Below are 13302 nucleotides of genomic sequence, written 5' to 3'. Positions count from 1 at the left end.
GAGTCAGTTCAAACTACACCCTTCGTCAAAACCCGCTTCCCGCGGACGCTGTTCAGGACGTGCGCTTCGAAGCGGGCTATTCATCGGCGTACGCAGATACCGCGCGCTTACGCTAATGAATACGGTATGGCGCGCGTGGCCACCCGGCCTCGCGCGCCAAATCAAGTCGGTAGCCGGCGCACCTCGCGCCGCTACCCCTAATCGCTTGATCAAGCGGACCGCCACATGGCCGTCCGCTTTTTCCGGAGGGAAGTTTGCCCATCCCACTGAAGGGTTCGCAAAGTGCCTGTCGTATCGTTGGGCCGTTAAGGCACCGGGCATGCTTTGCATCAGGCGTTCTTGCTCCTAAACCTTGGGCCGGGGCCGAGAGGCCACCGGCTGCTCCATCATGTAACGGGTTCGCTGCTGCGGGTTATTCCCAGGACAGCGCGCCCCCCGTCTGATACTCGATCACACGCGTCTCGAAGAAGTTGCGTTCCTTCTTCAGGTCGATCATCTCGCTCATCCACGGGAACGGGTTTTCCTCGTTCGGGAACAGCGGATCGAGGCCGATCTGCTGGCAACGGCGGTTGCTGATGAAGCGCAGATAGCTCTTGAACATCGACGCGTTCAAACCCAGCACGCCGCGCGGCATCGTGTCTTCGGCGTAGCGGTATTCGAGTTCGACAGCCTGCTTGAACAGCTCGCGGATCTCGGCGCGGAATTCCGCGGTCCAGAGATGCGGGTTCTCGAGCTTGATCTGGTTGATCAGGTCGATGCCGAAGTTGCAGTGCATCGACTCGTCGCGCAGGATGTACTGATATTGCTCTGCAGCACCCGTCATCTTGTTCTGGCGGCCGAGTGCGAGGATCTGCGTAAACCCGACATAGAAGAACAGGCCTTCCATGATGCAGGCGAACACGATCAGCGACTTCAGCAGCTTCTGATCCGCCTCGAGCGTGCCGGTCTTGAAGGCCGGGTCCGTCAGCGTATGAATGAACGGGATCAGGAATTCGTCCTTCGCGCGGATCGACGTGACCTCGTGATACGCGTTGAAGATCTCGCCTTCGTCGAGGCCGAGCGATTCGACGATGTATTGGTACGCGTGCGTGTGGATCGCTTCCTCGAACGCCTGGCGCAGCAGGAACTGCCGGCACTCGGGCGCCGTGATGTGGCGGTACGTGCCGAGCACGATGTTGTTCGCGGCGAGCGAGTCGGCCGTCACGAAGAAGCCGAGGTTGCGCTTCACGATGCGGCGCTCGTCCTCGGTCAGACCGTTCGGGTCCTTCCACAGTGCGATGTCGCGGGACATGTTGATTTCCTGCGGCATCCAGTGGTTCGCGCAACCGGCCAGATACTTTTCCCACGCCCACTTGTACTTGAACGGCACCAGCTGATTGACGTCAGTCTGGCCGTTGATGATGCGCTTGTCGGCGACATTGACCCGCGCTTCCGTACCGCCGGCGGGAACAGCCGATGCTTGCGGCGGCACCGCAAGATCGCCTTCGAAAATGTCACGGACCTGATGGGCGGCAGGCGTTGCAGCCTGCATTCCGACAGCCATCCCGGCGGAGGTGCGCATCGCGTTTTGCTGCGCTCCGCTCGCGGGGGTTACGGCAGTCTTCTCGTCATCCCAGTTGAGCATAAATTCTCACCATCAATTTAGAACGGTTTGTACCATCTTTTCCTGAGCGATAAAAGGGTTCGCTCACGAAAAATCCTTTTTTCGATTCGCGTTGCGACCTCGATACAACACTTTGAGCAACGCATCGTCGTTCATGCAGCGCGCGATGTGAGTCGCGCTTGTATCGCGAGGTGCGCTCGACGCATCGAACGCTGATCGAAACGCGACGCCGTCGGGGCTGTTTCGATCGCTTGTCACTGCCTGCAACGCAGGTGTCGCGTTACAGATTCCTTATCATTTTTTTAGTTGAGAGCGGCGCACACTGCAACCTCGATCGGTCGTCGTGTGCGCCGCGCAGGCCTGCTTCTCAGGTCAGGCGCACTGCGTTACTGGCACGCTTCGCATTCGTCGAAGCCGGGATCGCCCGGACGCATCGTGCACACCGGACCGTCCGCTTCGACCGGCGCGAGTGCCGGCGCCGCGTTGATCGCACCCGACGATGCATCGCCGCCTGCCGCACCGAAACCGCCCGCCGCGCCTTGCGCGCCGCCGCTGCCCGAGCCGCCGCCTGCACCGCCCGTCGGCACTGCGTTCAGCGCGCCGTGTGCGACCGTCGACTTCTCGACGTGCGTCGCCGCCATCGTGCGGAGGTAGTAGGTCGTCTTCAGGCCGCGCAGCCATGCGAGCTTGTAGACCTCGTCGAGCTTCTTGCCCGACGCGCCGCCCATGTAGATGTTCAGCGACTGCGCCTGGTCGATCCACTTCTGGCGACGCGACGCCGCTTCGACCAGCCACGTCGGGTCGACCTCGAACGCGGTCGCGTAGATCGCGCGCAGGTCGGCCGGGATGCGGTCGATGCGCGACAGCATGCCGTCGAAGTACTTCAGGTCGGCGACCATCACCTCGTCCCACAGGCCGCGTTCCTTCAGGTCGCGGACGAGATACTCGTTCACCACCGTGAATTCGCCCGACAGGTTCGACTTCACGTACAGGTTCTGGAAGGTCGGCTCGATACAGGCCGACACGCCGATGATGTTCGAGATCGTCGCCGTCGGCGCGATCGCGACGCAGTTCGAGTTGCGCATGCCGTGCGCGGCGATCCGCGAACGCAGCGCCGTCCAGTCGAGCGATTCCGACGTGTCGACCTCGACGTAGCCGCCGCGCGCTTCCGTCAGCAGCTTCAGCGTGTCCTGCGGGAGGATGCCGCGATCCCACAGCGAACCGCGGTAGCTCGAGTAGCGGCCGCGCTCTTCGGCCAGCTCGGTCGACGCGTAGTACGCGTAGTAGCAGACGGCTTCCATCGAACGGTCCGCGAACTCGACCGCCGCTTCCGACGCGTACGGCGTGCGCAGCAGGTGCAGGCAGTCCTGGAAGCCCATGATGCCCATGCCGACCGGGCGGTGCTTCAGGTTCGAGTTACGCGCCTTCGGCACCGCGTAGTAGTTGATGTCGATCACGTTGTCGAGCATGCGCATCGCGACGCTGATCGTGCGCTTCAGCTTGTCGTGGTCGAGCGCGTAGCTGCCGTCGGCCTGCTTCACCAGGTGGGCGACGAGGTTCACCGAGCCGAGGTTGCACACCGCGATTTCGGTGTCGCTCGTGTTCAGCGTGATTTCCGTGCACAGGTTCGACGAGTGGACGACGCCGACGTGCTGTTGCGGCGAGCGCACGTTGCACGGATCCTTGAACGTGATCCACGGGTGGCCCGTCTCGAACAGCATGCCGAGCATCTTGCGCCAGAGCTGCTGCGCCGGGATCTTCTTGAACAGCTTGATCTCGCCGCGCGCGACCTTGTCTTCGTAAGCCGTGTAAGCCTTCTCGAAGTCGGCGCCGAACTTGTCGTGCAGGTCCGGGCAGGTCGACGGCGAGAACAGCGTCCAGTCGGCGCCTTCCATCACGCGCTTCATGAACAGGTCGGGGATCCAGTTCGCCGTGTTCATGTCGTGCGTACGGCGACGGTCGTCACCGGTGTTCTTGCGCAGCTCCAGGAACTCCTCGATGTCGAGGTGCCACGATTCCAGGTACGCGCAGACCGCGCCCTTGCGCTTGCCGCCCTGGTTCACCGCGACGGCCGTGTCGTTCACGACCTTCAGGAACGGGACCACGCCTTGCGACTTGCCGTTCGTGCCCTTGATATGCGAGCCGAGTGCGCGCACGCGCGTCCAGTCGTTGCCGAGGCCGCCCGCGAACTTCGACAGCAGCGCGTTCTCCTTCAGCGCTTCATAGATGCCGTCGAGATCGTCCGCGACCGTCGTCAGGTAGCACGACGACAGCTGCGAGCGGTGCGTGCCCGAGTTGAACAGCGTCGGCGTCGAGCTCATGAAGTCGAAGCTCGACAGCACGTTGTAGAACTCGATCGCGCGCGTTTCGCGGTCGATCTCGTTCAGCGACAGGCCCATCGCGACGCGCATGAAGAATGCCTGCGGCATTTCGATGCGGGTGCCGTCGACGTGCAGGAAGTAGCGGTCGTACAGCGTCTGCAGGCCGAGGTAGCCGAACTGCAGGTCGCGGTTCGCGTCGAGGGCTTCGCCGAGGCGCTTCAGGTCGAACTGCAGCAGCTTGTCGTCGAGCAGGCCGGCGTCGACGCCGCGCTTCAGGAACTGCGGGAAGTATTCGGCGTAGCGGGTCGACATCTCGGCCTGCACGACTTCCTCGCCGAGGATCTCGCGGCGGATCGTGTGCAGCAGGATGCGGGCCGTGACCTGGCTGTATGCCGGATCCTTTTCGATCATCGTGCGCGCCGCGAGGATCGCCGAGTCGTAGACCTGGCTCATCGGCACGCCGTCGTACAGGTTCTTCACCGTCTCCGCGACGATCGGGTCAGGGTTAACCGCAGCGCCGAGGCCGTCGCACGCCGACACGATCAGCGCGCGCAGCGCGTTCAGGTCGAGCGGGCGCGTGACGCCGTTGTCGACGACGTTGATGCCGGTGGTCGACTCGCCGCCCGCGGCCGCCGCTTCCTCGCCCGCATGCTGGCGCTCGAGGTGACGCTTCTCGCGATACAGCACGTACGCACGCGCGACGTTGTGCTCGCCGCCGCGCATCAGCGCGAGTTCGACCTGGTCCTGGATGTCTTCGATATGGAACGTACCGCCGTTCGGGCGGCTGCGCACGAGCGCGCGAACGACGTTGTGCGTCAGTTGTTCGACCTGCTCGCGTACGCGCGCCGATGCCGCGCCCTGCCCGCCATTGACGGCCAGGAAAGCCTTGGTCACCGCGATCGCGATCTTCGAGGGTTCGAACGACACCACGCTGCCATTGCGGCGGATCACCTTGTAGTCGGCGAACGTGGCCTGCGGCGCGAGCGCCTTCGCGCCCTGTTCGGTCCCGCCGAGCGGACGGCTCGAGGCGCTCTCGTACTGGGACGTCGCGTTGTCGGTGGTTTGCATGTGCAAAGCTCCTGGTGTTGGATGGTGCGGAGAGAACCGCGGATTAAAACGAACGCTGCGCAATGCGGTGCGCGAGCGGTAAGAGGCGAGCGATGCGCCGGGGAAGCCGGTTCGGTCGATGCGCGACAACCAAACCGGTCGTGTGCTTCGTCATGTATACCCTGCCCCGTCGATGTTCGCTGCGCTGATCGCGACGCCCGGACCGCCCGGCCTGACGCGCCGCCCTGAGAACCCTGTCCGCCAGCGTGGCCGCCGGCCGGTGCCGCTCGGGTTTTCCCCTGCGACACACACTATATCTAGTACAGAACTGCTCAACTGGCACCAAGTATAGTGGACATTCGGAGGACGTCCAAACGGATAATTTGCGATAGAGGTCTTGACATCGCTCACGCGCAGACACGGCAAGGCATTGGTCGGAGAAAAAACTTTCTCCGCTCAAAAAACCCCGCGATCAGTGCTGACGGAAAGGAAAGTATTCGGCGGAAAAACCGGCATCGCTCGCGAAGCGTTGCCAATCGAAATGCGGGCCCGGGTCGGTCTTGCGGCCCGGTGCGACGTCCGAATGCCCGGCGAACGCGTCGACCGGGTAGCGCGCGGCGAGCGCGCGGGAGAGCGCGGCGAGCACCGCGTATTGCGCATCGTCGAACGGCACGTCGTCCGCGCCCTCGAGCTCGATGCCGATCGAGAAGTCGTTGCAGCGCGTGCGGCCGAAGAACTCGGACGCGCCCGCGTGCCACGCGCGCTCGTCGCACGACACGAACTGCACGAGCTCGCCGCCGCGGCGGATCAGGAAATGGGCGGACACGCGCACGCCGCGCAGGTGGCTCTGGTAATAGGGGTGCGCATCGCAGTCGAGGCGATTCAGGAACAGCGCCTCGATCGCGTCGCCGCCGAATTCGCCGGGCGGCAGGCTGATGTTGTGGACGACCACGAGCGTCGGCACCGCACCCGCGGGCCGCATCTCGAAGTTCGGCGACGGCGCATGGCGCGCTTCGCGCACCCAGCCGTTCGCGTCGACCGACAACGCCGGCGCGTCGCTCATCGCGCGTCGCGGCCGTTCACGCGCGCGGCGTGGCGCTGCGCATGCTCGACGCTGCAGAAGTATTCGCCGCTCGCGGCCACGGCGTCGCCCTTCGGCGCATGCACGCCGCATTCGGCGCAGCGCACCATCGGTTCCGGCAGCGACCGCGCGTCGCCGCTCGGGCGCGCCGCGCCGGCGCCAGCACCGGGCGCACCGTCGTAACCGGCGCCGCGGCCGGCGCGCGCCTGCGCCTGTTCCTGCGCGTGGCGCAGCTTGCGCGCGAGCCACGAACCCGCGAAGAAGAGAAGGATCAGGAGAAGAATCTGTCGCATCGGAAACCTGCGGTCAAACCACGGAGCGGTGCAGCAGCACCTCGAAAACGAACCGGCTGCCGACATACGCGAGCAGCAGCGCGGCGAACGACACGAGCACCCAGCGCGCGGCGCCGCGGCCGCGCCAGCCCGACGTCTTGCGGGCAACCAGCAGGCCGCCGAACATCAGCCACGACAGGATCGCGAACACCGTCTTGTGGTCGAGCCGCAACATGCGCGCGTCGATCTGCTCGCTGAACAGGATGCCCGACGCGAGTGTCAGCGTCAGCAGCACGAAGCCGGCGCCGATCAGGCGGAACAGCAGCTTCTCGAGCGTGAGCAGCGGCGGCAGCGTTTCGAGCCAGCTCGCGATCCAGCCCGTCGAGCCGTCGCGCCCACCGCTTCTCAGCGACTGCAGGCGACGCTCGACCATCAGCATCAGGATCGCGTGCAGCGCGGCGATCGCGAACAGCCCGTAGGCGATGTTCGCGATCAGGAAATGCAGCTTGAACAGCGGCGCTGCGGCATAAGGAAGCACCCGCACGCCGCCGAACACGAGCGGCAGCAGCGACGCGCCGCACGCGAGCGGCAGCACCAGCAGGCGCAGGCTGTCGAGCGGGAAGAAGAAGCTCTCGATCCAGTAGATGCCGGCGCCGAGCCAGAACATCGCCGACAGCGCGAACGCGAAGCCGAACACCATCGCGTCGTTCGGAAAGATCGTCATGTGGAGCAGCACGCCGTGCGCGACCAGCGCGGCGAACAGCAGCGCGCGGCCGGCCCCGCTCATCCCGGACGCGGCGGACGCCGGAACCGGCACGGCCGGCACGCTCGCGACGAGCGGCGTCGCGCCCTGGCGGTGCGAGCGCCAGCCTGCGACGGCGAGGCCGCCGTACAGGAATGCGGTGAGGGCATACAGTACAATATCCATGTTCGAAGTTTACACTAGGCCCCCTTCCCGCGACGGCTCCCTTTGTTCGGTTCCGCCGCGCCTTCGGGCCCCACTGTCCATCGCTCCCCATGCTCGACAATCTCACTCAACGGATGGCGCGCGTCGTCAAGACGCTGCGCGGCGAGGCCCGGCTCACCGAGGCGAACACGCAGGAGATGCTCCGCGAGGTGCGTCTCGCGCTGCTGGAAGCCGACGTGTCGCTGCCGGTCGTTCGCGAATTCATCGCCAAGGTCAAGGAAAAGGCGCTCGGCGAAGAAGTGATCAGCAGCCTGTCGCCGGGCCAGGCGCTCGTCGGCGTGGTCCAGAAGGAACTGACCGCCGTGATCGGCGGCGACTACGAAGGCAAGGCCGCCGAGCTGAACCTCGCGGTCACGCCACCCGCCGTGATCCTGATGGCCGGCCTGCAGGGCGCGGGCAAGACCACGACCGTCGGCAAGCTCGCGAAGCTGCTGCGCGAGAAGTACAAGAAGAAGGTGCTGACCGTGTCGTGCGACGTGTATCGCCCGGCTGCGATCATGCAGCTGAAAACGGTGACCGAGCAGGTCGGCGCCGACTTCTTCCCGTCCACGCCGGACCAGAAGCCCGTCGACATCGCGCTCGCCGCCGTCGACTGGGCGAAGCGCCACTACCATGACGTGCTGCTCGTCGACACGGCCGGCCGCCTCGGCATCGACGAGGCGATGATGCAGGAAATCGCCGCGCTGCACGGCACGCTGAAGCCGGCCGAAACGCTGTTCGTCGTCGACGCGATGCTCGGCCAGGACGCGGTCAACACCGCGAAGGCGTTCAACGACACGCTGCCGCTCACCGGCGTCGTGCTGACCAAGCTCGACGGCGACTCGCGCGGCGGCGCCGCGCTGTCGGTGCGTCACGTCACGGGCAAGCCGATCAAGTTCGTCGGCGTCGCCGAGAAGCTCGACGGCCTCGAGGTGTTCCACCCCGACCGGATGGCGAACCGGATCCTCGGCATGGGCGACATCCTCGCGCTCGTCGAGGAGGCGCAGCGCGGCGTCGATGTCCAGGCCGCGCAGAAGCTCGCCGACAAGGTCAAGAAAGGCGGCGATTTCGACCTGAACGATTTCCGCGCGCAGATCTCGCAGATGAAGAACATGGGCGGCCTGTCGTCGCTGATGGATAAGCTCCCCGCGCAGTTCCAGCAGGCGGCGGCCGGCGCCGACATGGGCCAGGCCGAGAAGTCGATCCGCCGGATGGAAGGGATCATCAGCTCGATGACGCCCGCCGAGCGCGCTAAACCCGAAATCATCAAGGCGACGCGCAAGCGCCGCATTGCAGCCGGCGCGGGCGTGCCGGTGCAGGAAGTCAACCGGATGCTGAACCAGTACGACCAGATGCGTACGATGATGAAGAAGCTGAAGGGCGGCAACATGCAGAAGATGATGCGCGGCCTGAAGGGCATGATGCCCGGCATGCGCTGATTTCGCCCGTCGGCCGGCGCGCGGGTTTTTGCCGTAGCGCGCGCCTGCCGTTCTGCTTCATTCTTATTTGTATACCGACTGCCCGCCAGAACACATGAACCGCGAAGAAGCCCTCCACATTTTCGACCACTCCGAAGAGATCGTCTCGGCCGACGCCGTCAACGCGTCGATCTCGAAGATGGCCGACGCGATCCGCGCCGAGATCGGCGACGCGTTCCCGCTCGTTCTCTCGGTGATGGGCGGCGCCGCGGTGTTTACCGGGATGCTGCTGCCGCATCTCGATTTCCCGCTCGAATTCGACTACATCCACCTGACCCGCTACCGCAACACGACGCAGGGCAGCCCGGAGATGCACTGGCGCGTCGCGCCGCGCGAATCGGTGAAGGACCGCATCGTGCTCGTACTCGACGACATCCTCGACGAAGGCGAGACGATGGCCGCGATCCGCGACCGCATCCTCGACATGGGCGCGCAGCGTTTCATGTCGGCCGTGCTGTGCGAGAAGACGCTCGCGAAGGCGAAACCGCTGCACCCGGACTTCTGCGGCTTCTCGGTGCCGGACCGCTACGTGTTCGGCTGCGGGATGGACGCGAAGGGCTACTGGCGCAACCTGCCGACGATCCGCGCGCTGACCGCGAACGTCTGATCGCCGCCCTGCCCGCCATATAAATAGAAAGCGGCGCGCCGGTTTCCCGGCGCGCCGCTTTTTTCGTCGACCGCCCGCCCGCGCTACGGCTGCAACTGGTGCACGAACGCGCGAATGCCCGCGAGCAGCATCTCGACCGAGATCGCGACGAGCACGAGGCCCATCAGCCGCTCGAACGCCGCGACGGTCCGCTCGCCGAGCCACGCCTGAATCCTTTCGGCCAGCACCAGCGTGATCGCGCAGACGATCATCGTGACCGTCAGCGCGCCGACCCACTCGAACATCTTGCCCGGCGCCTGCGACGTCAGCAGCATCACGGTCGCGAGCGCGGACGGCCCGGCCAGCGCCGGAATCGCGAGCGGCACGATGAACGGCTCGCCGCCCGCGCGCGGATCGCTGCCGAGCGCGCCGTCCGGATGCGGGAAGATCATCCGCAGCGCGATCAGGAACAGCACGATCCCGCCGCCGAGCCGCAGCGACAGGTCGGTGAGGCTCATCATCCGCAGGAAGCGGTCGCCGACCACCATGAAGAACAGCAGGATCACGAACGCGATCCCCACTTCACGCAGGATCAGCTTCACGCGCCGCTCGCGCGGCACATCCCGCATCGCCGAAATGAACAGCGGGATGTTGCCGAGCGGATCCGTGATCAGCACGAGGAGCACGGTGGCCGACAGGAACGTGTATTCCATCGTGTCCCCCGGTCGCCGCGCTTAGTGCGCGAGCGCGGCGCGGATCTTCTCGGCGACCGTCGCCGCGGCCGTGTCGGCCGGCAGCAGCGTCGCTTCGGCATCGCGGCGGCCCTGGTACTCGATCTTGCCTTCCTTCAGGCCACGCTCGCCGATCACCAGACGATGCGGCACGCCGATCAGTTCCCAGTCGGCGAACATCACGCCCGGGCGCTCGCCGCGATCGTCGAGGATCACGTCGATGCCGGCCGCGACGAGTTCCGCGTACAGCTTGTCGGCCGTCTCGCGCACCAGGTCGCTGCGGTCATAGCCCATCGGGCACAGCACGACCTCGAACGGCGCGATCGACTCCGGCCAGATGATGCCGCGGTCGTCGAAGTTCTGTTCGATCGCCGCGCCGAGAATACGCGTGATGCCGACGCCGTAGCAGCCCATCAGCATCGGCTGCGGCTTGCCCGACTCGTCGAGGAACGTCGCGCCCATCGCTTCCGAGTACTTGGTGCCGAGCTGGAACACGTGGCCGACTTCGATGCCGCGGCAGATGTCGATCACGCCCTTGCCGTCCGGCGACGGATCGCCCTTCTTCACGTTGCGCACGTCGGCGACGTCCGGCTCCGGCAGGTCGCGGCCCCAGTTCACGCCGGCGATGTGATAGTCGACCTCGTTCGCACCGACGACGAAGTCGCTCATGTTCGCGACCGTGCGGTCGGCGATCACCTTCACCGGCTTCTTCGTGCCGACCGGGCCGAGGTAGCCCGGCGGCGTGCCGAACCACTCGACGATTTCCTGCTCGGTCGCGAAGCGGTGGTTCTTCAGGCCCGGCAGCTTCGACACCTTGATCTCGTTCAGGTCGTGGTCGCCGCGCAGCATCACGAGCCAGATGGTCGGCTCGGCGCCTTCGTTGTCGGTCGCGAGCACGATCGACTTGATCGTGCGCTCGAGCGGGATCGACAGCAGTTCGGCGACGGCCTCGCACTTCGCCTTGCCGGGCGTCGCGACCTTTTCCATCGCTTCGGCGGGCGCCGCGCGCTCGGCAATCAGCGGCAGCGCTTCGGCCGCCTCGACGTTCGCCGCGAACTCGGACGTCGGGCAGTACGCGATCGCGTCCTCGCCGGTGTCGGCGATCACGTGGAACTCGTGCGAGAAGTTGCCGCCGATCGAGCCGCTGTCGGCCGCGACCGCGCGAAACTCGAGGCCGAGGCGCGAGAAGATGCGCACGTACGCGTCGTACATCTTGCGGTACGACTCGTTCAGACCGGCCGCATCCTTGTCGAACGAATACGCGTCCTTCATGATGAATTCGCGGCCGCGCATCACGCCGAAGCGCGGACGGATCTCGTCGCGGAACTTCGTCTGGATCTGGTAGAAGTTCACCGGCATCTGCCGGTAGCTCTTGATCTGGTTGCGCGCGATGTCGGTGACGACTTCCTCGTGCGTCGGCCCGATCACGAAATCGTTGTCCTTGCGGTCCTTGAAGCGCAGCAGCTCGGGGCCGTACTGCTCCCAGCGACCCGACTCCTGCCACAGCTCGGCCGGTTGCACGGCCGGCATCAGCAGCTCGATGGCGCCCGCCCGGTTCATTTCCTCGCGCACGATCGCCTCGACCTTGCGAATCGAACGCAGGCCGACCGGCAGGTAGTTGTAGATGCCGCCGGCGACGCGACGGATCATGCCGGCGCGGACCATCAGCTTGTGGCTGACGATCTCTGCGTCGGCGGGTGCCTCTTTCAGGGTGCCGATAAAGAAACGGGAAGCTTTCATGCGGACGGTTCCAAAAACGGCGCCCCCAGGCGGGGCGCCCGAAAAAGTTTCAAGGTGAAAAAGCTGCGCGCGGCGAACAACGAGGGACGACGATGGCGCAGACGACGTAGCAGACTAATCAGGGACAATTCAGCCGGCGTACCCCGCGCGGATTCGCTCCGTCACGGTGCGCAGCGCCCGTTATCTGTTTATAATCAAAGCAATTTTAAAGGATTCGAAGGTGGTTGTATGCTGGATCGTGAAGGCTTTCGCCCGAACGTCGGCATCATCCTCTTGAACGCGCGCAACGAGGTGTTTTGGGGCAAGCGGCTCCGCGAGCATTCCTGGCAGTTTCCTCAAGGTGGGATCAAGTACGGCGAGACCCCCATGCAGGCGATGTACCGGGAACTGCACGAGGAAACGGGCCTGCATCCGGAACACGTCAAGATAATCGGCCGCACTCGCGACTGGTTGCGTTACGAGGTGCCTGACAAGTTCATCAAACGCGAAGTACGCGGTCATTACCGCGGCCAGAAGCAGATCTGGTTCCTGCTGCGGATGGTTGGACGCGATTGCGACATTTGCTTGCGCGCGACCGACCACCCGGAGTTCGATGCGTGGCGCTGGAACGAGTACTGGGTGCCGCTCGATGCGGTGATCGAGTTCAAGCGGGATGTCTATCAGTTGGCGCTGACGGAACTGTCGCGCTTCCTGCGCCGCCCGGCGCAGCGAGCCGAGAAGCCGCGCGGGCCGCGTGTGTCGCGCTATCCGCGCGTCATCGGCGCACAGGCCCAGACGCTGACGATTGTCGACGCATCGGTAGTCTGTTCGGAGATCGAAGTGGAGGCGAGCACGCTCGACGAGATGCCGCCCCGCGTGATCGTCGGCAAATGACGAGTCGGACTGCATGACCGGGCGCGACCTTGTGTCGCGCCCTTTTTTTACGAGGAATGCATATTGAAAGCGATTGCTCTCGCGCTCGCATCGATCGCCGCGCTGGCCGCCCTGGCCGGCTGCGCGAACTCGAAAGCGCCGTCCAACAAGGATGACAGCGAGTTCGTGTACCTGCTCGACCGTCAGGGAAGCTGGAAGGAAAATACCGTCGACACGCTGCCGCCGCTGCCGCAAACAGGCGATCTGCTGCCGTTCAACGTGTCGCAGAACACGCCGCTCAAGTTCTTCGTCGATGCGAAGTCGCTCGACGTCGGCACCGACGGCGTCGTGCGCTACGCAGTCGTCATCACGAGCCCGGCCGGTGCCCGCAACGTGAACTACGAAGGCATCCGCTGCGACACCTACGAATGGCGCCAGTACGCGGGCCTGAACGCCGACCACAACGGCTGGGATCGCACGGTCGAGAACGACTGGCGGCGCATCGAGAACGGCGAGCTGAACGCCTACCACTCCGCGCTCTACCAGGACTACTTCTGCGCGAACAAGATGCCGCAGGGCTCGACCCGGCAGATCCTCGAAAACATCCGGTTCCACCGCACCGCGATGACGCAGTTGCGCTGACGG

Annotated in this window: 12 protein-coding genes; 4 read left to right on the top strand and 8 right to left on the bottom strand. The window is 65.2% G+C overall.

The annotated features are described in order from the left end of the window. Window positions 1-3: 3 nt before the first annotated feature. The 6 genes from MMB92_RS16210 to ccsA form a co-directional block, all read right to left on the bottom strand. The gene (locus MMB92_RS16210) at window positions 4-330 is read right to left on the bottom strand and encodes a hypothetical protein (protein ID WP_077021886.1); all 327 of its coding nucleotides are present in this window, start codon (window positions 328-330) and stop codon (window positions 4-6) included. 82 nt (window positions 331-412) lie between these two features. Next, entirely contained in the window at window positions 413-1624 is a 1212-nt protein-coding gene (locus MMB92_RS16205) for a ribonucleotide-diphosphate reductase subunit beta (RefSeq protein ID WP_006476978.1), read from the bottom strand. A gap of 365 nt (window positions 1625-1989) precedes the next feature. Then, on the bottom strand, window positions 1990-4992 hold the full coding sequence (locus MMB92_RS16200; RefSeq protein ID WP_080331125.1) for a ribonucleoside-diphosphate reductase subunit alpha: 3003 nt from the start codon (window positions 4990-4992) through the stop codon (window positions 1990-1992). A gap of 451 nt (window positions 4993-5443) precedes the next feature. Beyond that, window positions 5444-6034 carry a 1,6-anhydro-N-acetylmuramyl-L-alanine amidase AmpD gene (gene ampD / locus MMB92_RS16195; protein ID WP_034201046.1) on the bottom strand — a complete coding sequence of 197 codons (591 nt, stop codon included), beginning with the start codon at window positions 6032-6034 and terminating at the stop codon, window positions 5444-5446. Next, window positions 6031-6345, bottom strand: a complete 315-nt coding sequence (locus MMB92_RS16190; RefSeq protein ID WP_006491491.1) for a PP0621 family protein — start codon at window positions 6343-6345, stop codon at window positions 6031-6033. Before MMB92_RS16190 ends, ampD begins: the two co-directional genes overlap by 4 nt. A 13-nt stretch (window positions 6346-6358) precedes the next feature. Beyond that, window positions 6359-7252, bottom strand: a complete 894-nt coding sequence (gene ccsA / locus MMB92_RS16185; protein WP_277562783.1) for a cytochrome c biogenesis protein CcsA — start codon at window positions 7250-7252, stop codon at window positions 6359-6361. An 89-nt stretch (window positions 7253-7341) separates the two neighbouring features. On the opposite strand from ccsA, the gene ffh reads away from it, so the two are divergent. Together ffh and MMB92_RS16175 are read left to right on the top strand one after the other, a co-directional pair. Then, entirely contained in the window at window positions 7342-8709 is a 1368-nt protein-coding gene (gene ffh / locus MMB92_RS16180) for a signal recognition particle protein (protein ID WP_006476982.1), read from the top strand. Window positions 8710-8803: 94 nt separating this feature from the next. After that, window positions 8804-9355, top strand: a complete 552-nt coding sequence (locus tag MMB92_RS16175; RefSeq protein WP_006489240.1) for a hypoxanthine-guanine phosphoribosyltransferase — start codon at window positions 8804-8806, stop codon at window positions 9353-9355. Window positions 9356-9438: 83 nt separating this feature from the next. Here MMB92_RS16175 and MMB92_RS16170 read toward each other — a convergent pair whose 3' ends face one another. Both MMB92_RS16170 and MMB92_RS16165 read right to left on the bottom strand, forming a co-directional pair. Further along, window positions 9439-10047, bottom strand: coding sequence for a MarC family protein (locus MMB92_RS16170; protein ID WP_006496761.1), 609 nt, complete (start codon window positions 10045-10047; stop codon window positions 9439-9441). 21 nt (window positions 10048-10068) lie between these two features. After that, window positions 10069-11805, bottom strand: coding sequence for a proline--tRNA ligase (locus tag MMB92_RS16165; RefSeq protein WP_006489236.1), 1737 nt, complete (start codon window positions 11803-11805; stop codon window positions 10069-10071). Window positions 11806-12033: 228 nt separating this feature from the next. Here MMB92_RS16165 and MMB92_RS16160 point away from each other — a divergent pair, with 228 nt between their 5' ends. Then, a complete protein-coding gene (locus tag MMB92_RS16160; RefSeq protein ID WP_006496762.1) occupies window positions 12034-12678 on the top strand; it encodes an RNA pyrophosphohydrolase in 645 nt (214 codons plus the stop codon). Between the two features lie 63 nt (window positions 12679-12741). Next, window positions 12742-13299, top strand: a complete 558-nt coding sequence (locus MMB92_RS16155; RefSeq protein WP_006489238.1) for a CNP1-like family protein — start codon at window positions 12742-12744, stop codon at window positions 13297-13299. Window positions 13300-13302: the final 3 nt, after the last annotated feature.

The organism is Burkholderia sp. IO2 (assembly GCF_029522185.1).
Taxonomy (GTDB): domain Bacteria; phylum Pseudomonadota; class Gammaproteobacteria; order Burkholderiales; family Burkholderiaceae; genus Burkholderia; species Burkholderia cenocepacia.
Note: the sequence above shows the minus strand (reverse complement) of the source record. Positions and strands in the feature narration are given on the sequence as shown.